The sequence below is a fragment of the Dactylosporangium sp. NPDC000244 genome, assembly GCF_040300725.1.
Classification (GTDB): Bacteria; Actinomycetota; Actinomycetes; order Mycobacteriales; family Micromonosporaceae; genus Dactylosporangium.
Window position 1 is genome coordinate 49,688 of sequence record NZ_JBEPEH010000015.1, and the last position, 20,069, is coordinate 69,756.

Annotated in this window: 20 protein-coding genes; 12 read left to right on the forward strand and 8 right to left on the reverse strand. The window is 73.9% G+C overall.

Going from position 1 to position 20,069, the window contains the following annotated elements:
• Positions 1–30: 30 nt before the first annotated feature.
• Positions 31–591, reverse strand: a complete 561-nt coding sequence (locus tag ABT369_RS22120; RefSeq protein ID WP_350614454.1) for a hypothetical protein — start codon at positions 589–591, stop codon at positions 31–33.
• A gap of 171 nt (positions 592–762) precedes the next feature.
• Here ABT369_RS22120 and gltX point away from each other — a divergent pair, with 171 nt between their 5' ends.
• The 5 genes from gltX to ABT369_RS22145 all read left to right on the forward strand — a co-directional run bounded on the left by gltX (position 763) and on the right by ABT369_RS22145 (position 5,584).
• On the forward strand, positions 763–2,211 hold the full coding sequence (gene gltX / locus ABT369_RS22125; RefSeq protein WP_350614455.1) for a glutamate--tRNA ligase: 1,449 nt from the start codon (positions 763–765) through the stop codon (positions 2,209–2,211).
• A gap of 31 nt (positions 2,212–2,242) precedes the next feature.
• Complete coding sequence (locus ABT369_RS22130; RefSeq protein ID WP_502891804.1) at positions 2,243–3,484, forward strand: cupin domain-containing protein; 1,242 nt, start codon at positions 2,243–2,245, stop codon at positions 3,482–3,484.
• Between the two features lie 242 nt (positions 3,485–3,726).
• Positions 3,727–4,521, forward strand: coding sequence for an MEDS domain-containing protein (locus ABT369_RS22135; protein WP_350614458.1), 795 nt, complete (start codon positions 3,727–3,729; stop codon positions 4,519–4,521).
• Complete coding sequence (locus tag ABT369_RS22140; RefSeq protein WP_350614459.1) at positions 4,518–5,438, forward strand: anti-sigma factor RsbA family regulatory protein; 921 nt, start codon at positions 4,518–4,520, stop codon at positions 5,436–5,438. Before ABT369_RS22135 ends, ABT369_RS22140 begins: the two co-directional genes overlap by 4 nt.
• A complete protein-coding gene (locus tag ABT369_RS22145) occupies positions 5,435–5,584 on the forward strand; it encodes a hypothetical protein (protein ID WP_350614461.1) in 150 nt (49 codons plus the stop codon). Before ABT369_RS22140 ends, ABT369_RS22145 begins: the two co-directional genes overlap by 4 nt.
• A gap of 4 nt (positions 5,585–5,588) precedes the next feature.
• On the opposite strand, the gene ABT369_RS22150 is transcribed toward ABT369_RS22145, so the two are convergent.
• A complete protein-coding gene (locus ABT369_RS22150) occupies positions 5,589–6,551 on the reverse strand; it encodes an aldo/keto reductase (protein WP_350614463.1) in 963 nt (320 codons plus the stop codon).
• Between the two features lie 94 nt (positions 6,552–6,645).
• On the opposite strand from ABT369_RS22150, the gene ABT369_RS22155 reads away from it, so the two are divergent.
• Entirely contained in the window at positions 6,646–7,233 is a 588-nt protein-coding gene (locus ABT369_RS22155) for a TetR family transcriptional regulator (RefSeq protein ID WP_350614464.1), read from the forward strand.
• On the opposite strand, the gene ABT369_RS22160 is transcribed toward ABT369_RS22155, so the two are convergent.
• Entirely contained in the window at positions 7,192–7,563 is a 372-nt protein-coding gene (locus tag ABT369_RS22160) for a glycosyltransferase (protein ID WP_350614465.1), read from the reverse strand. The two genes, ABT369_RS22155 and ABT369_RS22160, sit on opposite strands and share 42 nt — an antisense overlap.
• A gap of 33 nt (positions 7,564–7,596) precedes the next feature.
• On the reverse strand, positions 7,597–8,187 hold the full coding sequence (locus ABT369_RS22165) for a YdcF family protein (protein ID WP_350614467.1): 591 nt from the start codon (positions 8,185–8,187) through the stop codon (positions 7,597–7,599).
• Positions 8,188–8,222: 35 nt separating this feature from the next.
• Here ABT369_RS22165 and ABT369_RS22170 point away from each other — a divergent pair, with 35 nt between their 5' ends.
• From ABT369_RS22170 to ABT369_RS22190, 5 genes are all read left to right on the forward strand, one after another.
• Positions 8,223–9,029: an endonuclease/exonuclease/phosphatase family protein gene (locus ABT369_RS22170; protein ID WP_350614469.1), complete on the forward strand. Its 807-nt coding sequence runs from the start codon at positions 8,223–8,225 to the stop codon at positions 9,027–9,029.
• 64 nt (positions 9,030–9,093) lie between these two features.
• The gene (locus ABT369_RS22175; RefSeq protein WP_502891805.1) at positions 9,094–10,329 is read left to right on the forward strand and encodes an SLC13 family permease; all 1,236 of its coding nucleotides are present in this window, start codon (positions 9,094–9,096) and stop codon (positions 10,327–10,329) included.
• 266 nt (positions 10,330–10,595) lie between these two features.
• The gene (locus ABT369_RS22180) at positions 10,596–11,147 is read left to right on the forward strand and encodes a universal stress protein (protein ID WP_350614471.1); all 552 of its coding nucleotides are present in this window, start codon (positions 10,596–10,598) and stop codon (positions 11,145–11,147) included.
• A gap of 580 nt (positions 11,148–11,727) precedes the next feature.
• Entirely contained in the window at positions 11,728–12,828 is a 1,101-nt protein-coding gene (locus ABT369_RS22185) for a winged helix DNA-binding domain-containing protein (RefSeq protein ID WP_350614473.1), read from the forward strand.
• On the forward strand, positions 12,825–13,670 hold the full coding sequence (locus tag ABT369_RS22190) for a hypothetical protein (RefSeq protein WP_350614475.1): 846 nt from the start codon (positions 12,825–12,827) through the stop codon (positions 13,668–13,670). Before ABT369_RS22185 ends, ABT369_RS22190 begins: the two co-directional genes overlap by 4 nt.
• Positions 13,671–13,674: 4 nt before the next feature.
• Here the strand turns inward: ABT369_RS22190 and ABT369_RS22195 are convergent, their stop codons facing one another.
• On the reverse strand, positions 13,675–14,076 hold the full coding sequence (locus ABT369_RS22195; RefSeq protein WP_350614477.1) for a GNAT family N-acetyltransferase: 402 nt from the start codon (positions 14,074–14,076) through the stop codon (positions 13,675–13,677).
• Between the two features lie 14 nt (positions 14,077–14,090).
• Positions 14,091–14,630 carry a TetR/AcrR family transcriptional regulator gene (locus ABT369_RS22200; protein WP_350614479.1) on the reverse strand — a complete coding sequence of 180 codons (540 nt, stop codon included), beginning with the start codon at positions 14,628–14,630 and terminating at the stop codon, positions 14,091–14,093.
• A 59-nt stretch (positions 14,631–14,689) separates the two neighbouring features.
• Between ABT369_RS22200 and ABT369_RS22205 the strand changes: the two genes are divergently transcribed.
• On the forward strand, positions 14,690–15,043 hold the full coding sequence (locus ABT369_RS22205; protein ID WP_350614481.1) for a hypothetical protein: 354 nt from the start codon (positions 14,690–14,692) through the stop codon (positions 15,041–15,043).
• Here the strand turns inward: ABT369_RS22205 and ABT369_RS22210 are convergent.
• Both ABT369_RS22210 and ABT369_RS22215 read right to left on the reverse strand, forming a co-directional pair.
• The gene (locus ABT369_RS22210; protein ID WP_350614482.1) at positions 15,015–16,823 is read right to left on the reverse strand and encodes an ABC transporter ATP-binding protein; all 1,809 of its coding nucleotides are present in this window, start codon (positions 16,821–16,823) and stop codon (positions 15,015–15,017) included. The two genes, ABT369_RS22205 and ABT369_RS22210, sit on opposite strands and share 29 nt — an antisense overlap.
• A 254-nt stretch (positions 16,824–17,077) precedes the next feature.
• Positions 17,078–20,014 carry a glycosyl hydrolase gene (locus ABT369_RS22215; protein ID WP_350614483.1) on the reverse strand — a complete coding sequence of 979 codons (2,937 nt, stop codon included), beginning with the start codon at positions 20,012–20,014 and terminating at the stop codon, positions 17,078–17,080.
• Positions 20,015–20,069 lie beyond the last annotated feature (55 nt).

Sequence of the window (20,069 nt, forward strand, 5' to 3'; positions counted from 1 at the left end):
ATGCTCGCGTTCGCCGTGGCCTGTGCGCGCTCAGCCGGCCGGCTGCAGGGCCGGGTCGACCATGCCGTCGGGGTTCCAGGTGGCGTCCTCGTCGCCGGCGCCCGCGGCGGCCAGGAACGCGGTCTCGACCGGGCGCAGGTGCTCGAGCAGGGCCGAGAGCCGGTACCGGTCGGTGAAGCGCGCCCCGTCGGGGCCGGTGAGCAGGACGGCGATGGGCTCGTCGCCGCCGAGGGGCAGGTCGGGGTACACGTTGCCGCCCCAGAACATGACCGCCGACTCGGCCTCGGCGCGCCGCCCGGCCGCGGCGAGCAGGAGCAGCTCGGACTGGGCGACGCCGGGGCTGTAGTAGTAGTCGTACAGGTACAGCTCCAGCACCCCGTCGCGGTGGCGGGCCAGGGCGAAACCGGCGGCGCCGCGGATGGCCAGGCGCTCGCGGGCGGTCTCGGACGCGTACGCCGGCGTCCACTCGTCCCAGACCGCGCCGGGGTTGGCGATGGCCTCGACGCCGGGCGCGGGCTCGTCCAGCCAGGCCTCGAACGCCTCGCGTGACATCGGCATCCGGGCCGCCAGCATGTAGGAACGTCCGCTCATGCGGCGATCGTAGCCGGGCCCCGCCCCCGTCCGGCCTCGTCGTCCACAGTGGACCGGACCGCGGCCCGCCCGCCCCCTTCGCGCCGCCCGGTCGCCGCCGCCGGCGGCATCATCCCGCCGAGAACCGGAGCTGCGGTCAGGCCGGCGGCCCGCGTAGGCTAAATTCGGTCGGTGAGCACTTCCGAGGCCCCCGTACGCACCCGTATCGCCCCGTCGCCGACCGGCGACCCGCACGTCGGGACCGCGTATGCCGCCCTGTTCAACCTGGCGTTCGCGCGCAAGAACGGCGGTGAGTTCATCCTCCGCATCGAGGACACCGACCGCACGCGCTACGTGGAGGGCAGCGAGCAGCAGGTCTTCGACACCCTGCACTGGCTCGGCTTCAGCTGGGACCAGGGGCCGGACGTGGGCGGGCCCGCGGAGCCCTACCGGCAGTCCGAGCGGCTGCCCGTCTACCGTGAGGTCGCCGAGCGCCTGCTCGCCGACGGGCACGCCTACCAGTGCTGGTGCTCGTCCGAGCGGCTCACCCAGATGCGCACCCGCCAGCAGCAGCTGAAGATCCCCACCGGCTACGACCGGATGTGCTACGGCAAGACCCGCGAGGAGCGCGCCGAGCTGCCCGGGTTCACCGACGTGCCGGTGATCCGGATGCTGGTGCCCACCGACGCCAAGATCTCGTTCACGGACCTGATCCGCGGCAAGATCACCCCGCCGGAGCCGGACGACCAGGTCATCCTGAAGGCGGACGGGTTCCCGACCTACCACCTCGCCGTCGTCGTGGACGACAACGCGATGGGCGTCACGCACGTCATCCGCGGCGAGGAGTGGATCAGCTCGACCGCCAAGCACATCCTGCTCTACGGCTGGCTCGGCTGGACCGCGCCGACCTACGCGCACATGCCGCTGCTGCGCAACGCCGACCGCTCGAAGATCAGCAAGCGCAAGAACCCGGCCGCGCGGCTCAAGTGGTTCCAGGAGGAGGGGTACCTCCCCGAGGCCCTCGTCAACTTCCTCGCGCTCATGGGCTACTCGATGCCCGACGGCCAGGAGATCTTCACGTTCGACGAGATGGTGGCGTCGTTCGACTTCGCCCGCGTCAACCCCGTCGGCCCGGTCTTCGACATCGACAAGCTGAACTGGCTCAACGGCCACTACCTGCGCACCCTGGACGACGAGGCGTTCCTGCGCGCGGCCGAGCCGTTCCTGCCCGAGGGCCTGACCGCGCAGGACGTGCGCTCGCTCGTGGTACCGCTGCGGGAGCGCACCAAGAAGCTCGCCGAGATCCCCGAGCAGCTCGACTGGCTCGCCGCCGCCACCGTGACGGTCCAGCCCGCCGACCTGGCCAAGCACGGCCTGCCCGCGGCCGACGCGCGCGCGATCCTCGAGGCGTTCGCGAAGAACCTCGAGCAGCTCGACCCGTTCGGCAAGGAGCAGATCACCGCCACCCTCGACCGGGTCGTCGCCGAGGCCGGCACCAACCGCCGCCGCTCGTTCATGACCGCCCGGCTGGCCCTGGTCGGCAAGCCGGTCTCGCCGCCGCTGGACGACACCATGGTCGCCCTCGGCGCCGAGCGCACCGCCGCCCGCCTGCGCGAGGCCGCCGCCGCGATCGAGGGCTGAACGAGCCGGTTCCCGATTGGGACGATCGGACATGGGTAACCCCGAGGTCACCCCGTCCGATTCGTCCCAAGGAGACAGCGTGGCGCTGCGTCGGTGCGTCTCGGTTGCGAAGGCGGAGTTCGCCGAGCGGTACTGGGACCGCACCCCGCTGCTCTCGCCCTCCCTGGGCAACTACCGGGACCTGCTCACCGTCGACGGCGTCGACGACCTCCTCGGCGCCCGGGCGCTGCGGACCCCGTTCGTGCGCATGGCCAAGGACGGCCACGTCATCCCGGCCGCCCGCTACACCGGCGGCGGCGGGGCCGGGGCCGAGATCGGCGACCAGGTGCACGACGAGAAGGTCCTCGCACTGCTCGCCGACGGGGCCACCCTCGTGCTGCAGGGCCTGCACCGCATGTGGCCGCCGCTCGTGGCGTTCGCGGCCACCCTGCGCCAGGAGCTCGGCACGCCCGTGCAGATCAACGCGTACCTCACCCCGCCGTCGAGCCGCGGCTTCGACCCGCACTACGACACCCACGGCGTGTTCGTCCTGCAGGTCAGCGGGTGCAAGCGGTGGCGCGTCCACCCGCCCGTGGTGGAGGCGCCGGTGCCGCGGCCGCCGTGGGGCGGCGTGGCCGGCGAGGTCGCCGCGGCGGCCGGCGCCGATCCCGCGATCGACACGGTGCTGCGGGCCGGCGACGCGCTCTACCTGCCCCGCGGCTGGGTGCACGCGGCCACGGCCGAGGGCGAGTGGTCGCTGCACCTCACGATCGGCCTGCACGCGCCGACCCGGCTCACCGTCCTCGACGCGCTCGCCCGGCTGGCCGTGTCCGAGCCGACGCTGCGCGCCGGGCTGCCGATGGGCCTCGACCCCGCCGACGGCGACTCGGTCGCGCCCGCGCTCGCCGACACGGTCGCGGCCCTGCACGCCTGGCTCGACACCATCACGCCCGAAGACCTCGCGTCCCAGCTGCGCGGGCCGGCGTGGACGTCGGGCCGCCCGGCCCCGCTGCGGGCCGTCGCCCAGGCCGCCGCGCTGCCCGGCATCGGCCCCGACGATCACGTCGCGGCTCGGCCCGGGCTGCCGTTCCGGCTCGACGCGCCCTCGGGCGGGCGGGTCGCCGTACACCTGCCGGACCGCACCCTGGCGATGCCCGACGCCTGCGCCGCGGCCCTGCGCACCGCCTTCGACGGCCGCCCGCACCGCATCGGCGACCTGCCCGGCCTCGACGACGCCGACCGGCTGGTCCTGGCCCGGCGCCTGCTGCGCGAGGCGGCCCTGGTCCTGACGTAGATCACTGGTGCTGACGAGATTGCCGGTCCTGATGTAGATCACAGCGCCCGGCCTCAGGCCCGGCCCGGGGCCGCCGATCTGCAGCTGGTGAAGCGTCCCGCCGTGCTCGCCGGCATCCTGCTGGTCGCCGCGGCGGAGGCCGGCCTGCACGCGGGCGGCGCCACGATGATCCGAGTTCGCCCGGCCCGAACCGGCGCTGCTCCGTTCCCGCCTGGGCGTCTGAGGACCGTATTCTGGGCCGCATGAAGGCGCACGCCGCCACCGCTGCTGACCTGGCCCCGGGCGACCACGTGTGCTGGCGGTTCGGCGACGACGACAGCCATCGCGAGGCGCTGGCCGGCTTCATCGACGGCGGGCGGCGGGACAACTACAAGATCGTGCACTACCGGGCCGACCTCGATGAGCCCGATGTGCCCGGGTTCGGCCGGTTCGTCTCCACGCCCGTCGACGTCACGCGCCCGTTCGACGCCGACGCGTGGATCGCGATGCTGGTCGAGGTGGTCGAGCAGGCCCGGGCCGAGGGCTTCGCGGGCGTGCGGTTCGCGGGCGAGATGGCCTGGTCGCGCGGCCACCTGGCGGACGAGCGGCTGATCGCCTACGAGCGGCAGATCAACGCCTTCTACGCGCAGACGGGGGCGATCGGGTTGTGCCTGTACGACACCCGCCGCTTCGAGCCCGGCGTGCTCGCCGAGATCGGGCGCGTGCACCCCGACACGGCCACCGCGGACGGCGACGGCGACGCGCCCCTGGCCCGGCTGGCCGTCACCGGGGCGCCGCTCGGCGTGCGGCTCACCGGCGAGTTCGACGCGTCCAACGGCGGCTGCCTCGAGCCCGTGCTGGCGGACCTCGTCCCGCACGCCAACGGCCACCCGCTCGTCGTCGACGTGGCCGCCCTGCGCTTCGCGGACCTGACCGCGGTGACCGCCCTGCTGCGGGCCGCGCGGACGGTCCCCGGCGGCCTGCGGATCCTCGGTGCCGAGCCGACCCTCGAGCGGATCGTGCGCCTGTGCGGGCCGGCCCCGGTGGTGTTCGCATGACCGGCTCCGTCTTCACGCACACGGCGCTGCTGTACGCCACCGCGGCCGAGTACCTCGACGCGACCGTCACCTACGTGCGGGCGGCGCGCGAGGAGGACCGGCCGGTGCTCGTGGCCGTGCCCGGGGCCGACCTCGAGCGCATCCGGGCCGGCGTGGGCGGCGGCGATGACGACGGCGTGACCTGGTGGGATGCCGAGGCCACCTCGCGCAACCCGGGCCGGATCATCCCGGCGCTGCTCGACTACTGCGCTCGGCACGCCGGGCGCCGCCCCGCGCTGCTCGGCCAGCCGATGTGGGTGGGGCGCACCGGCGCCGAGCGCGCCGCCGTCGCCGTGCACGAGGCCCTGGTCAACCGTGCCTTCGTCGGGGTTGACGCGACGGCGTTGTGTCCGTACGACACCGCCGGCCTGCACTCCTCCGACGTGGCCGCGGCCCGGCGCACCCACCCGAGCCTGGCCGGGATCGCGGGCCTCGCGGCGAGCGCCGACTACGCCCCGGACTCGGCCCTCGCCGAGCGCAACGCGCCGCTGGTCGCCCCGGCGGCGGCCACGGCGATGCCGTACGACGCGATCGGCGCCCTGCGGTGGCTGCGCCGCGCGGTGGGGGAGCGGGCCGTGGCCATGGGCCTGTCCGAGGACCGCGCGGCCGACCTCGAGTTCGTCGTCACCGAGCTGGCCACGAACACGCTGCGGCACAGCGGCGGCAGCGGGGTGCTGCACCTGTGGGCCGACGGCGACGCGCTGGTGTGCCAGGTCAGCGACGGCGGGTTCCTGCACGACCCCCTGACCGGGCGCATCCCGGTCGAGCCGACCGCCGAGCGCGGGCGGGGCCTGCTGCTGACCCACCAGATGTGTGACCTGGTGGAGGTGTTCACCGGCCCCGCCGGCACCGTGATCAGGGTTCGCATGGGTCGTTGATTTCCAGGGCGCGTACGGCCTCGCCGCCGACGGCATCGCCGGCCGCAGACGTTCGCGTCGACGGCCGCCCGTCGCGGTTCTGGTCGGCCCCGAACTGCGGCGTGGCGATCCTGACCGGCGGCCTCGACCCGCTCGGCGACGACTGAGCCGTCAGACCCAGGTGGGTGTGCGACCGCCGGCGTAGCGCGCGCCGAAGCCGCCCGTGGGGAGGACCTCGCCGATCGTCTCGAGGTCCTCCGGGCTCAGCGTCAGGTCCGCGGCGGCCACGTTCTCCTCGACCCGGGCGACGCTGCGGGTGCCCGGGATCGGCACGACCTGCTCGCCCCGGGTCAGCAGCCAGGCCAGGGCCAGCTGGGAGAGCGTCGCGCACTTGGCCTTCGCCAGCTCCCCGAGGCGCTCGGCGGCCGCGAGGTTCCGCTCGTAGTTGCCGGGCTGCCAGCGCGGGTCGGTCCGGCGCATGTCGGTCGGGTCGTACTCGTCCGCCGGCTTCGCGGTGCCGGTGAGGAACCCGCGGCCGAGCGGGGAGTAGGCCACGAAGCCGATGCCCAGCTCGTCCAGGGTCGCGAACAGCTCCTCGACGTCGCGCTCGAAGAGGGAGTACTCCGTCTGCAGCACCGACACCGGCTGCACCGCGTGCGCGCGGCGGATCGTCTGCGCGCCGGCCTCGCTCAGCCCGAAGTACTGCACCTTGCCCGCGTCGATGAGCTCCTTGACCGTGCCGGCCACGTCCTCGATCGGCACGGCCGGATCGACCCGGTGCTGGTACAGCACGTCGATCCGGTCCACGCCGAGGTTGCGCAGGCTGTTGTCGACGACCTCGCGTATGTGGCCGGGCCGGCTGTCGAACCCGAAGTCGCGGGTGAATCCGAACTTGGTCGCGATGACGATCTCGTCGCGGAAGTCCCTGACCGCGCGGCCGACGGTCTTCTCGTTCTCGCCCCAGCCGTAGAGCTCCGCGGTGTCGAAGAACGTGACCCCGAGCTCGTGGGCGCGCCGGATGGTGGCGATGCCCTCCTGCTCGTCCCCGGGGCCGTAGGCGAGGTGGATGCCCATCGCGCCGTAGCCGATCTCGGAGACGGTGAGACCCTGCCGCCCGAGTGTGCGCTGTCGCATGTTCCGTACCCCTCTGCAGTCCGTGCCTGTTGCTGTCAGCCTACGACGAACTTGTCAGGGGCTGACAAGTTTGGCGGCGGGTTACCCTGATCACGTGGGATTGCGGGAACAGACCCGGGAGGCGGTGCGCGCGGCGATCGCCGAGCGCGCCCTCCAGCTGTTCGACGAGCGCGGCTTCGACGCGACGAGCGTGGAGGACGTGGCCGCCGCGGCCGGCATCTCGGGGCGCAGCTTCCACCGGTACTTCCCGGCCAAGGAGGACGCCGTCATCGGCGACGCGACGGCGGCCGGGCACCTGGTCGCCGAGACCCTCGCGGCCCGGCCGGCGGGGGAGTCCCCGTGGCGGGCGATGCGCGCGGCCCTGGAGCCGATCGCCGCGCTGTCCGACGCGAACGCCGAGCGCACGCTGCGGGTGATGCGGGTTGTGAACGGCTCCGCCTCGCTGCGCGCCCGGCACCTGGAGAAGCACCTGCTGTGGTCGCGCATCCTGACCCCGATCATGCGCGAGCGCCTCGGCGAGCGCCCCGGCGGCGACGTGCCCGCCCAGGCGATCGTCTTCGCCGCGCTGTCCTGCCTCGACGTCGCCTACGCGGGCTGGATCGCCGCCGGGGGCGCGGGGCGCTTCGCGCAGGTGCTGGACCTAGCCTTCGCGAGCGTCGGCGCCGAAGAGCCCGGCCAGTAGCGGGCGGTACACGCGCGCCGAGTCCCCGAGCGGGCTGAAGTGCGACGCGGCGTTGTCGTCGAGCGGGCCGTCGGCGTCGGCGCACACCACGCCGCGACCGGGCCACGCCTCGGCGATGTGGGCGAGGCCGGTGCGCACGGCGGCGCCCTTGCCGCGGTTGACCGGGTGGCGCAGCACGGTCGCGCCGAGCGCCCGCGCCGCGTCCAGCACCGCGGCCGCCCCGGGGCCGCCGCCGTCGTCGACCACCACCGCCGGTGCGTCGTTCCCGAGCGCGGTGAGCAGCTGGGGGAGGTGGAAGCTGGGGCGGTACACCGGCAGCAGCGCGATCATCCAAGGTCGATACCCCGCCGGGGGCGAGATCACTCAGCGGCCGGCGCGACGGGCCAGGGCCACCGCGAGGCGCTCGCGGCGGCGCAGGGCCGCCGGGCTGGACGCGCCCAGGAAGCACAGCCGGGAGCCCAGGCGCAGCAGCCGCTCGGGCTGCCACGGCCCTGCGGCCGGGATGTCGAGCAGCGCGGCGCCCCGCAGCCGGAGGATCTTGCCGGCCAGGTAGCGTACCCGCGGCAGGTGCCAGGCGTGGGAGACCAGCCCGAGCGGCTCGGCGGGGCTGTACGGGCCGCCGACGAGCCCGTCCTCGACCAGGTTGAGCAGGTTCTCGACGGTGCTGCGCGAGCGCGTCTCGGCGAGGAGGCGGCTCGCCCGGCCCAGGCCCGCCTCCCGCGCGGCGCGCAGCATCAGGTCGCCCTCGCGGTGGCCTGGGGGCGGCTCCGGCGCGCCCAGCGAGGCGCCGGCCCAGCCGCCGGTGAAGACGATCCGCGCGGGTGCGCCGGCCCGCTCGACGTGCTCGGCGGCGGCGCGGACGCGGGCCAGGCTGTCGTCGGTGAGCGCCCAGCCGGCCTCGTCGTTCATCACGCCGCGGCCGAAGACCAGCAGCGTGGCGGCGTTCGGGGGCATGACGCGACCGTAACCCGGTCGATATGCTGCCCGGCATGAGGGGGCGCGGGGCGCGGCGCATCGCGGCGGTGCTCGCCTGTGTCGCGGCCGCCGTGCTCGGGGCCACGCCCGCGCCCGGCGAGGCGGCCCGCCCGCCGCTGCGCGTGCTGCAGCTCAACCTGTGCGACAGCGGCTTCGCGAGCTGCTTCACGGGCCGGGCGGTCCCCGTGGCCGCGGGTGAGCTGCGCGCGCACCGGCCTGACGTGGTCACGCTCAACGAGATCTGCGCCGGGGACGTCGAGGCCCTCGGCGCGGTGCTCGCGTGGGTGTTCCCGGGCGACACGATCGTCCGCGCGTTCGAGCCGGCCGGGGACCGCCGCAGCGGGGGGCCGTTCGCGTGCGTGAACGGGGAGGAGTACGGCATCGGGCTCCTGGCCCGCGTCACCGGCCCGCGCCGCGCGACCGTGATCGACGGCGGGCTCTACCCGGACCAGGACGTCAACGACCCCGAGGAGCGCGCCTGGGTCTGCGTGCACGCGCGCGGGGCGTACCAGGCGTGCACGACGCACCTGGCCAACACCGTGCCGGCGGTGGCGTTCGCGCAGTGCCGGTACCTCTTCGGCACCGCGATCCCGGGGCTGCACGCGCGCGCCGGGTACGAGCCGACCGTGGCCGCAGGCGACTTCAACCTCGCCGACCACGCGCAGGGGTGCGTGCCCGGCGACGGGTACGTGCGCGCCGACGACGGGTCGGTGCAGTACGTGATCGCCACCGCCGACCACGCGCTCACGGGCACGGACGCGCTGGACCTGCGGCAGGCGACGGATCACCCCGGGCTGCTGGTGTCGCTCGCCCGGCGCTGAGCCGGGTCCCTCGGCCCTGGCGACCCGCGGTGCGGCGCCCCGATCCTGCCCGTAGGCTGCCGCCGTGCTGGTCGTCGCCGTGCTGCTGCTGGTCGCCGTCCTCGGGTTCGCCGTGGCGCGACCGTTCGGGCTGCCCGAGGCCGTGGCCGCGGTCCCGGCGGCGGTCCTGGCGGTGCTGTTCGGCCTCGTCACGTGGCCCGAGGCCGGGGCCGAGGTGCGCGAGCTCGGCCCCACCGTGGGCTTCCTCGCGGCCGTGCTGCTGCTGTCGTACCTCGCGGAGGCGCACGGCGTCTTCGCGTACATCGGCGACCTGGCCGCCCGCCACTCCCAGGGCCGCCCGAAGCGCCTGCTGGGGGCGGTCTTCGCCGCGGCCGCCGTGGTCACCGCGGTCCTCAGCCTCGACGCGACGGTGGTGCTGCTGACCCCGGTGGTCTTCGCCGCCGCCCTGCGCATCCGCGCCCGCCCGGAGCCGCACGTCTACGCCTGCACCCACCTGGCGAACTCGGCCTCCCTGCTGCTGCCCGTCTCCAACCTCACCAACCTGCTCGCGTTCGCCGCGAGCGGCCTGAGCTTCGCCGCCTTCGCCGGCCTGATGGCCGCCCCATGGCTGGCGGTGGTCGCGGTCGAGTACGTCATCCTGCGCCGCTTCTTCGCCTCCGACCTGGCCTTGGCGTCCACCGCACCCGCCGCCGAGCCGGCGAAGCCCCCGCGCTACGCCCTGGTCGTCCTCGTCCTCACCCTGGCCGGCTTCGCCGCGGGCCAGCCCGTGGGCATCCACCCCGCCTTCGCGGCCGCGGCCGGCGCCCTGGCCCTGGCCGTCCCGCTGGTCCGAGCCCGAAAACTGGGACTCCGGGCCGCGATCAAGGCCGCGAACCCGGCCTTCTGCGCCTTCGTCCTGGGCCTGGGCGTCGTGGTCCTGGCCGTGCGCGAACACGGCCTGGGCCGGCTGGTGGACACCCTCACCCCGGGCGACGCGTCCTTCCTGGGCCTGCTGGCGACGGCGGCCCTCGCGGCGCTGCTGGCGAACCTGCTGAACAACCTCCCGGCGACCCTCGTCCTGGTGCCGGCGGTGCAGCACTCGCCGGGCCTGCTGCTGGCGGTGCTCATCGGGGTGAACGTGGGCCCGAACCTCACGTACGTCGGCTCCCTCGCCACGCTCCTGTGGCGCCAGATCCTCCACGCGCGCGACGCTGCTCCATCGGCCGGGCGGTTCCTGCGCCTGGGCGCCTTGACGGTGCCGGCGGCGCTGCTGGCGGCGGTGGCGGCGCTGTGGGCCGGTCTGTGGGTCGCCGGGGTGTGAGGGACTGCGATATCCGGGCGACTTTGCTGCGCCTGGCACTCTGAGGACGCCGGCGGCGTTGTGGGTCGCTGGGGTGTGAGGGGCGGCGATGTCGGACGCCCCTGCTGACGGCGGTGGCGGCGTTCTGGACCGGTCTGCGGGTGAGGGGCGACGATATATCGGGCGCTTCGCGCCGCGATATATCGGACTTATGCCCCGTCAGGGGATTGGCCCCGATTCGGCGCCAGCGGTGGCGACATGCGTGGATCATCTGCGAACCTCGGTACATGCATGTGCTCGTCTGGCTAGCCGAGGGCACCTGGGCCGCCGCCGCCGAGGCCGCCGCGCACCACGCGCCTTCCGATGCGCGCATCACCCTCCTGCACGTCGTGGACCCGGCCACGGCCGGCGAGGTGAGCGGCGCTTGGAGCGGACTGCTCGGTCGTGGGCATCGCGACCCGGGCCCGGCCATGGCCGCGGCAGCCGAGGCCGCCGAACGGGACCTTCTGGCCGCGGCCGCCGCGTCGCTGGACCGGCCCTCCGAGACGGCCGTACGCCGTGGCCGCACCGAGCACGAGGTCATCGCTGCGTGTAACGATCTGGGTGCAGACTTGCTGGTGGTGGCGCGGGACGGGGACCGGACGCGGGTGGGGCCGCGGAGTCTGGGTCGCTTCACGCGCTTCGTCGTGGACCATGCGCCTTGCCCGGTGCTGCTCGTATGGCCGGAGCAGCCTCTGGTCACGACGCCGCCGCCCCCACCGCCGCCAGGTGCCGAGCCGCCTCCGCCGCCACATCACCATGGCCCGCCGCCGCACGGGACCCCGCCTCCGCGCCCCTAGAACTCGCCGGGGCCGCCGCGGGGCGCCGATCCGCCTCCGCGTCGTTAGAGTCCATGCGGTGTCTGATTCGCCATGTGCCGGCGCGGCGGTGGAATTGCACGGCGCTGGCCGTTGAATCGTCGCGTCGGGCTCGGGGCAGGCGCGTTTTTCCTCGGCGGGCAGATGCGGGTCGGGCGACGATTGTGCCGGGGTATTTTCCACGGAGCCATGGATGCGGCGCAGCTTCTCCGCATGCCGTCTCACCAAGCCCCAATCACGCCGCCGCTGTGCTTCACGGCGGAACTCGTCCTTCCCTGGCCACCAATTCCGAGCCTTCGTCCGATCCCGCATAGCAGCCAATTCCCGAGAATTGAACAACTGCATCTGCCCCATGCCAAAATTATCCCAAAATACGATCGGAACCACGGTCCCGGACCACGCCGAGCCGCAAATGGCGAACATTTTGGAACCGGAAACTAGGCGTATTCAAAGCGGCCGAGCGCAGCAATGATACGGCTTATCGCCGGTCAGGGTATAAATCCGACATGTCGTGGCGCGGAGCGCCCGACATGTCGTGGGGCAACATGATCCAATGCGCCACGTGGACGATGACGAACGCCGAGCCCGCCTCGGCGTGCGTCAAGCGCTCGCGATCAAGCAAGCATCGCCCGAGGCCGTCGCCGAGGCCGTCGTCGGGCTGCACGCGACCGAGCCGGCGTCCGTGTACCTCGCCGCGTGGGCCCGGGCCGAGCGGCTTCAGGTCGAGGACGTCGACCGGGCGCTGTACCGCGACCGAACGCTCGTCAAGCAGCTCGCCATGCGCCGCACGCTCTTCGTGTTTCCCCGCTCGCGTCTCGGGGCGGTGTGGGGCAGCGCGTCCGCCCGGGTCGCCGCCAACGAGCGGGCGCGGATGGCCCGGGAGGTCGTCGCGGCCGGGATCGACGGCGACGGGCAGGGCTGGCTCGAGCGGGCACGCGCGGCGATTCTCGCGGTGCTCGACGCGCATCCCGAGGGGCTGACGGCGGCCGAGATCCGGGTGGCGGTACCGATGATCGACGTCCGGGTCACCGTCACGCCCACCGATCCGTGGTCCTCGTCGCGGCTGCTCACGTGGCTCGGGGCCGCCGCCGAGATCGTGCGCGGGGAGAATACCGCCGCGCGGCAACGCTGGACGCTCACCCGCAACTGGGTGCCGGAGGAGCCGCGGGAGGGTGGCTACCGGGAGCTTGTCGAGGCCTGGCTCCGCGCCTTCGGGCCCGGCACCGAGGACGACATCGTGTGGTGGCTCGGCGCGACGAAGACCGTGGTGCGCAAGGCCCTCGCCGAGCTCGACGCCGTCCAGGTCAGCCTCGACAACGACGACACCGGCGAAGTCGGCGATCCCGGGCCGTGGGTGGCGCTGCTGCCCGTGCTCGATCCGACCGTCATGGGCTGGCGGGACCGCGACTTCTACCTCGGCCCGCACCAGGCGCAGATCGTGGACGGGCGCGGCAACGCCGGCACCACGGCCTGGGCCGACGGGCGGGTCGTGGGCTGCTGGACGCAGGACGACGCCGGGGTCGTGCGCGTGCACCTGCTGCGCGACGTCCCGCGCAAGCGGCTCGACGAGGAGGCCGAGCGGCTTACGGCCTGGTCGGCGGGGTTTCGTGTCCCCACGGCCTACCGCTCGCCGGCCATGCGGGCGGGTAGATTCCCAGCGTGAAGACTCCCTGGTACGCGCTGCGCCGCGCCGACCTCGACGGTGGGACGATGCCGGTGCCGCCGGAGTGTGCCGAAGCCGAGACCGTCGTGCTCGACCACCGCGCCCACGGGGTCACCCCCGGCCGGCTGGTCTTCGACGCCGTGGCCGAGCCGGGCGAGGACGGCCTGCGGATCGGGGTCGCGTGGCCGCCCGACGCGCATGTCGGCGTGCTCGTGGGGCTGACCTGGCAGCCGGGCCGCCGTCAGGTGCAGCTGCGCACGAAGCCGCTCGGCGAGCCGCTGAAGGTCGACGGGATCGCGTACTTCCATGAGTACGACCCCTTGATCGTGACCCACGAGTTCCGTCCCGCCAACTCCAACCGGGGGAAGGTGCTGGACGCGGTGCGGCGCCACGGGCGGGTGTTCGAGGACGGCAGCGCGGTGTTCCCCGAGGCCGACCTCGTCAAGCGCGCCGGGCTCGGGCGCGGGACCCGCGGGACCTTCCTGCTGCGCAACGCGATCGATCAGCTCATCCGCGAGGGGTACGTCACCCGCGTGGCCGGCAGCCTCGACGCCGAGGGCCGGCCGTCGTTCCCGCCCGCCGACGGGGCCGAGGGGGTGCCGATGCTGTTCTACGCGCCGCTGCTCGAGCCGGCCGTGCGGCCCGACGAGCCCGTCGAGACCGACCCCTCCAACCGGCACGAGCACTGGGTCGCCGGCTTCATCCGCAAGCTGCAGCCCGGCACCCGCCCGTCCCCGCGGGCCCTCGCGCTGCACCGTCAGGCGATCGACAGCGGCCAGTTCCCCGACGAGCCGCTGGAGCCCGGGTACACGTTCGTGAAGAAGCACCACCGCAACGGCTGAGGCCTCACAGCGGCTTGGTGCAGAGCACGTCGGGCGCCGGCAGATACCCGAGCGCCTGCCAGAACCGCAGCCCCGACGCGTTCTGCGGCAGCACGAGCAGGTTGACGCGCGGGCAGCCGAGCGCCTTCAGGCGCTCCTCCAGCTCGGCGACGAGCCGGGTCGCGATGCCTTGGCGCCGCCGGGACGCGGCGACGGCGAGCCGGAGGATGAAGCCGCGCCGCCCGTCGTAGGTGCCCAGCACCACGCCCGCCAGCGCGCCGTCGCCGGCCTCGGCGACCAGGAACAGCTCCGGGTCCCGGGTCAGCTTCGCCTCCAGCTCGGCCCGCGGCAGGACGTCGTTGCCCGCGGCCTCCCACAGCGCCACCGCGCCCTCGTAGTCGGCCCAGCGGAACGTGCGGATGTGCACAGCGGCTCCCTCGGTCAGGCGGCGAAGGCGTCGAGGAGGTACGCCACCAGGCGCCCGGAGTCCGTGACGCCGCAGTTGGCCTGCAGGATGAGCAGCAGGTCGCCGGGTTCGAAGTCGGCGCGCAACCGGCCGGCGGCCTGGGCGCGGGCGACGAGCCCGGCGAACGCCTCCACGCCCCGGGCGCGCTCGTGCTCGAGGTCGATCAGGTGCGGGAACGCGGCGAGCACCGCGGCGCTGAACCCCCGGTCGGTGGCCTGCATCGCGCAGACCCGCTCGACCACGGTGCGGAAGCCGCGCCACGGGTCCGGGTCCTCGAGCGCGTCGTAGAGCACCGCGGAGCACGCGGCGAACTGCTCGGCGAACACCTCGGCGACGAGCGCCTCGCGGGTCGGGAAGCGGCGGTACAGCGTGGCCACCCCGACCCCGGCGTGCCGTGCGACCGCGGCCATCGGCACGTCGATCCCGCGCTCGGCGAACAGCTCGGCGGCGACCTCGAGGATGCGATCGCGGTTCTGCCGGGCGTCGGCGCGCAATCGAGAGGCCGCGGTGCGCATGCTTCTCACTTTACCGGCAACTGGACGGGGGTCTCCAGTTAGCCGGTACCGTGATCGTCGTGGAACTGCCCAAGGGAACCGTGCGCCGCGTCAACGCCTGTGTGCTGCGGCTGCGCGACTCGCCGCGCCTCGGCCGCGTGGTGCGCCGCCGCCTGACCGTCGTCACCTACACCGGCCGCCGCTCGGGGAAGACCTTCAGCACCCCGGTCGCTTACCGCCGCTCCGGCGACACCGTCACCATCGGCGTGCAGCTTCCCGACGCCAAGGCGTGGTGGCGCAACTTCCTCGGCGCGGGCGGCCCGATCCTGCTGCACCTCGACGGCGAGGACCGGCCCGGCCACGCCGTGTCCCGCCGCGACGACAAGGGCCGCGTCACGGTCACCGTCACCCTGGAACATCCGCCGGCGCGCTGACCATGTCGGCCGAGAAGCCGGCCGAGTAGCAGGCCGCCTGCAGCTCGAACAGCCGCGCGTACGCGCCGCCGGCGGCCATGAGCGCCGCGTGCGTGCCCTGCTCCACGATCCGGCCCTCGGCGAGCACCACGATGAGGTCGGCGGTGCGGACCGCGCCGAGCCGGTGCGAGATCAGCAGGTTCGTGCGCCCGGCCCGATGCCGGTGCAGGTCGCGGTGCAGGTCGTGCTCGGCCTCGGCGTCCAGCCCGGCGCTGGGCTCGTCGAGGATCGCCAGGTCGCGGTCGTCGCGCAGGTAGGCCCGGGCGAGCGCGACCCGCTGCCACTGCCCGCCGGACAGCAGCACCCCGGCCTCCGGGTCGTCGCCGTCGGCGGCGTCGAAGAAGGTGCGGCTGAGCATGGTGTCGTAGCCGCGCGGCAGCCCCGACAGCGTCCCGTCGATCCCGGCGAGGGTCGCGGCCGCCCGCAGCCGGTCCCGGTCGTCGAGCGCGCCGAGGTCGCCCAGCCCGACGTTCTCCGCGGCGGTGAGGTCGAAGGCGACGTAGTCCTGGAACACCGCGGCGAGCCGCCGGCGCAGGCTCGCCGGGTCGAACGTGCGGATGTCGGCGCCGTCCCACAGCACGGCGCCGCGCTGCGGGTCGTAGAACCGGCACAGCAGCTTCACGAGCGTCGACTTGCCGGAGCCGTTCAGCCCCACGAGGGCGACGGCCTGCCCGCGCGGCAGGAACAGGTCGACGCCGCGCAGCACCCACGGGTGGGTGTCGTCGTAGCGGAACCACACGTCCCGCAGTTCGATGCCGTCGCGCAGCGCGGGCACGGGCGGGGCGGCGGGCGCCACGGGCAGGTCCGGCCCCGCGCGCACCACCGCGCGGTAGTGGCCGAAGTGCAGCAGGGCCTCGTACGCGCCGCCGAGCTGGCCGACGAGCCCGATCAGTCCACTTTGGACACCGGCGACCGCGGCGACGAACACGGCGATGTCGCCGACGGAGAGCCGGCCGCCGGCCGCGTCCGCGACCACCCAGACGAGCCCGGCGCCGGCCGCGATGCCGCCGAGCGCGCTGAGCCCGGCCTGCACGAGCACCTCGCGCCGGTCCAGGGCCTGCTCGCCGTCGTTGGCCGCGCCGACCTCGCGCAGCAGCCGCCCGAGCAGGAAGCCGCCGAGGCCGAACAGCCGCACCTCCTTGGCCGCGCGCAGGTCGGTGAGCAGGTCGGCGTAGAACAGCTGACGGCGGGCCCGCGGGCTCATCCGCCAGGCCATCGCCGCCCGCGCCCGGCCCAGCAGCACCTCGGCCGCGACCGCCGGGGCGGCGGCGAGCAGCACCACGGCGGTCATGACCGGGCTGAGCACCGACAGGGTGGCGACGAACCCGCCGACGGTGACCAGCATCCGGGCCGCGTCGATGCCGGGCTGCACGATCTGGCTGGCCGCGGCCTGCCCGGCCTGCTCGGCCATGCGCAGCCGGTCGTGGAAGCGGGGCTGCTCGAAGCGGCGCAGCCCGACGAACCGGTTGACGGCCGCGAACAGCTCGGCGCGGGCCAGCAGGTCGATGCGGCGGCGCAGCTGCGCGTCGAGGTACCGCTGCAGGTGCGGCACGGTCGCGCTGAGCACCCCGACGACGGCGAGCCCGGCGGCGAGCGCGATGAGGGTGCCGAGCGCCGGCCCGGGCCGCCCGATCCGGTCGATGACGAGCTTGGTCAGCCAGGCCCCGGCGACCGGCCAGGCCCCGGCGAGCAGGGCGAGGGCGGCCGAGCCGAGCAACGCGCCCTTCCCGGCCCGCCACACGAGCGCGACGGCCGCCCCCGCCCGCGCTGCCAGCCCGCCCGCCTCCGGTCCCGGAGATGTCGCCGAGCCGTGGCGGCCGGGCCGGGCGGCGCCGCACCAGCAGCCGGTCGCCGTGCGCGAGGGTGGGCTCCATGCTCGGCCCGCTGACGGTGACGACGACGAATCGGCGGCGCAGGAACACGAAGGCGCCGGCGCCTCCGAGGAGGACGCCGGCGCCGATCAGGAGGGGCCTCATGGGCCCGAAGGGTATCGGGTCAGGAGACGGTGTAGGGGATCGTGAGGGTGGACTGGTTGCCGTTGGCGGCGGTCGCGTCCACGCGCACGGTGGTGTTCGCGTTGCCGATGGCGTTCCACAGCTCCAGCTTCACGCAGCCGCGGTTCATCGCCGACAGGGTGCCGGACGAGGACGCGAGGCCCGCGGACTGGGTGTACTGCTCGGTGCCCGCGACCGGGTCGGTGGCGAAGTAGCGGTACGTCTCGACCCGGCCGTAGGTGCCGCCGCCGGTGAAGTCGTAGGAGACCCGGGCCTGGATGCCCTGCCCGACCGCGGTGCCGGCGTCGACGTGGAACGCGAACTGGGTCGCCGCGCCGTTGGTCGAGCCGGTGATGCCGCACGCCGTGTAGGTCACCGGGTTGTGCGGGGTGCCGTCGTAGTTGCCGTTGGCCGCGGTGATCGTCTGCGTGCCCGCCCCGCCGCCGGCCGCGGTGTTCAGCGCCGGACCGCTGCGCAGGTAGAACTTGTTGGACCCGACCGGCGGCTGCGATGCGGACGGCGAGGGCGACGCCGAGCGCGACGGCGACGGGGACGTGGAGGTGGGCGGCGGCGACGACGGCGGGTTGCTGGTCCCGTTGCCGCCGCTCCAGGTGAAGGCCCCGTTGGTCGCGGTCTTCCCGGCCCCGACGCTCAGCGTGTGCCCGTCGGAGAACGTGACCGTGAGCGCCGTCGAGCCGAGGTTCGTCGCGGCGTACGTGCGCTGGCCGTTCTTCGTGAACACCGCGTACAGCGGCGTGTTCGCGGTCACCGAGGCGTCCACGGTGCCCAGCGCGGCGAGGTTGCGGATCCAGTGGAAGGTGTGCGCCTTGCTCTCGCCTTCCTCCGGGGTGTACCCGGAATTCGCCCGCAGGTTCGCGAGCGCCTGGTCGCCGTTGCCCAGCGCCTGGAACGACCACAGCACGTCCTGCCACACCGTGGGCGGGCCGCCGTTGTTGGTCGTCATCTCGTTGTAGTTGGTGGCGATGTACGAGGGCTTGTACCCCATGTAGAAGGAGCCGCCGGTCACCGGGAGCATGTTGATGCCCTGGATCATCTCCGGCTCGGCGCTGAACCAGGTGGCGTAGGCCCCGCCGTCGCCCCAGACCATGCCGACCGTGTTGTGCGCGAACGTGGACGGGAAGTTCTGGTTGGACGAGTCGAACCAGTACTCCTGGATCGCCTGCGCCTGCGTGGAGTAGATGTACAGCCCGGCGTCGCGGACCGCGGTGTTGCCGGTCGCGATGCCCCACTGGATGAGCGCGTTGGCGAAGTTCATGCCCTCCGACGAGGACTCCTGGTTGTTGCCGGCCCCGAACGACCCGTGCCCGGACGCCCAGTCGTGCCCGGCGTAGATGTCGAAGTCGCGCAGGAACGGGAACATGGTGTCGTTGCGGTCCGGGTTGTTGGCGTCCCGGATGAGCAGGTTGACCATCCCGCCGTACGCGCTCGTGGCCGCCCACGCCTTGTCGAACTTGGCGAGGGTCGCGGCCGCGGCGATGTAGTACCCGTAGTGGAAGTGGTGGTCGTTGAGCTCCTGGTCGGAGCCGTACGAGGCCGGGTAGCCGATGAGCGTGCCCCACGCCTGGTTGTAGACGAACAGGCGCTCCGACTCGCCCGAGCCCGCGGTGAACCAGTCGGTCAGGCGGGTGCGGATGGCGCCCAGCAGCGCGTCGCGCTGGGCGGTGCGGCCGAGCTGGTCGGCGAGCTCGGCGGCCCGGGCGGCGCGGCCGAGGCCCTTGCCGGTCCAGTAGGTGTCGTTGCCGAACGCGGCCAGCGGGTCGCCGGTGGCCACCTGGTCGAGGTAGCCGCCGACCGTGGTCAGGTCGGCGCCGGCGGAGTCGGCGACCGCGGGGATCTCCGGCAGCACGCCCTGGTAGCGCGTGGCCGTCGTGAACGCGCCGGTGCCCGTGAGTACCTTCATCGTCCCGCGCGGGGAGACGTAGGTCTGCGCGATCGGGGTGCTGCCCGAGAGGCTCTTCCACTGGTGCGGGTAGAGCGCGAGCACGGTGCCGGAGCCGGTGCCCTCGCGGGCGGTGGTGGTCACGGTGTAGGTGGCGTTGACGTTGCTCGCCGACTGGTCGTAGCTCCACGCGACGCGGGTGCCGGTGACGTGGTTGTGGGCGTACGTGCCGTACGTGTTCGAAAGCGCCGTGCGGTCCGCGGCCGAGGTCGACGTGGTGGTCGGCAGCAGCGCGACGGAGAAGTAGTCCTTGCCGGCCAGCGTCGAGGTGATGGTCGAGCCGCTGACCGTCCACGTCGCCCCGGTGGGCGCGTAGGCCATGTAGTCGTGGCCGCGCACAGTGAACCCGACGCGGGCGCCGCTGTTGGACCACACGGTGGGCGCGCCGCCGAAGGTCAGCTGCGCGTTGCCGCCGGAGGTGCGGGCGTACACGAACGGGATCCCGTGGCCGATGGTCGTCTTCAGCGTGCGGGCGCCGTCGGACCACGAGGGCGTGACGGTCCAGTCGGTCCAGCCGTCCACCAGGGTGTTCGGCGCGTTCAGGCCGGCCACGCCGAGGGTGAACTCGGTGGTGTACGGGAAGTGGTACTCCCCGACGCCGGTCGCGGTGCCGGAGATGGCGGCCTCGGTGGTGTACGAGACCCCGAGGCCGTTGGCGGCCGGCTTGAAGGCCATCGGGTGGGCCTCGAGCGGCAGGGAGTAGTTGCAGTCGGTCCGCTTGAACAGCAGCGACGACCACCAGTCGTTCGTGGGCACGGCTCCGGCGGGGGCGTTCGCGGTGACGTACTGCCGCGGGTTGGTCGCGATGCTGCCACAGCCGGTCGGGCCGGTGGCGCCGGTCGGCGTGGTGGTCGCGTAGCTGCCGGAGCCGAGCGTGGCGGCCTCGGCACTGGGGAGGGCGAAGAAGGTCAGCGCGGTGGCGACCACGGCGACGGCGATCGCACCGGCCGCGAGGGGCCGGCCTTTTCTCAGGCGCATGGGGTGGACTCCGTGTGTTCGAAGTGGCGGGCTTCCGGGGTCCTTGCGAATTCTG

What these genes read in the sequence shown, in the direction of transcription:
- ABT369_RS22160 (WP_350614465.1), bottom strand. Translation starts at nt 7,563, where the DNA reads ATGATCGCGCTGCTGCCGGTGTACCGCCCCAGCTTCCACCTCCCCCAG.
- ABT369_RS22170 (WP_350614469.1), top strand. Translation starts at nt 8,223, where the DNA reads ATGAGGGGGCGCGGGGCGCGGCGCATCGCGGCGGTGCTCGCCTGTGTC.
- ABT369_RS22165 (WP_350614467.1), bottom strand. Translation starts at nt 8,187, where the DNA reads ATGCCCCCGAACGCCGCCACGCTGCTGGTCTTCGGCCGCGGCGTGATG.
- ABT369_RS22180 (WP_350614471.1), top strand. Translation starts at nt 10,596, where the DNA reads ATGCATGTGCTCGTCTGGCTAGCCGAGGGCACCTGGGCCGCCGCCGCC.
- ABT369_RS22150 (WP_350614463.1), bottom strand. Translation starts at nt 6,551, where the DNA reads ATGCGACAGCGCACACTCGGGCGGCAGGGTCTCACCGTCTCCGAGATC.
- ABT369_RS22200 (WP_350614479.1), bottom strand. Translation starts at nt 14,630, where the DNA reads ATGCGCACCGCGGCCTCTCGATTGCGCGCCGACGCCCGGCAGAACCGC.
- ABT369_RS22135 (WP_350614458.1), top strand. Translation starts at nt 3,727, where the DNA reads ATGAAGGCGCACGCCGCCACCGCTGCTGACCTGGCCCCGGGCGACCAC.
- ABT369_RS22215 (WP_350614483.1), bottom strand. Translation starts at nt 20,014, where the DNA reads ATGCGCCTGAGAAAAGGCCGGCCCCTCGCGGCCGGTGCGATCGCCGTC.
- ABT369_RS22140 (WP_350614459.1), top strand. Translation starts at nt 4,518, where the DNA reads ATGACCGGCTCCGTCTTCACGCACACGGCGCTGCTGTACGCCACCGCG.
- ABT369_RS22130 (WP_502891804.1), top strand. Translation starts at nt 2,243, where the DNA reads ATGGGTAACCCCGAGGTCACCCCGTCCGATTCGTCCCAAGGAGACAGC.
- ABT369_RS22120 (WP_350614454.1), bottom strand. Translation starts at nt 591, where the DNA reads ATGAGCGGACGTTCCTACATGCTGGCGGCCCGGATGCCGATGTCACGC.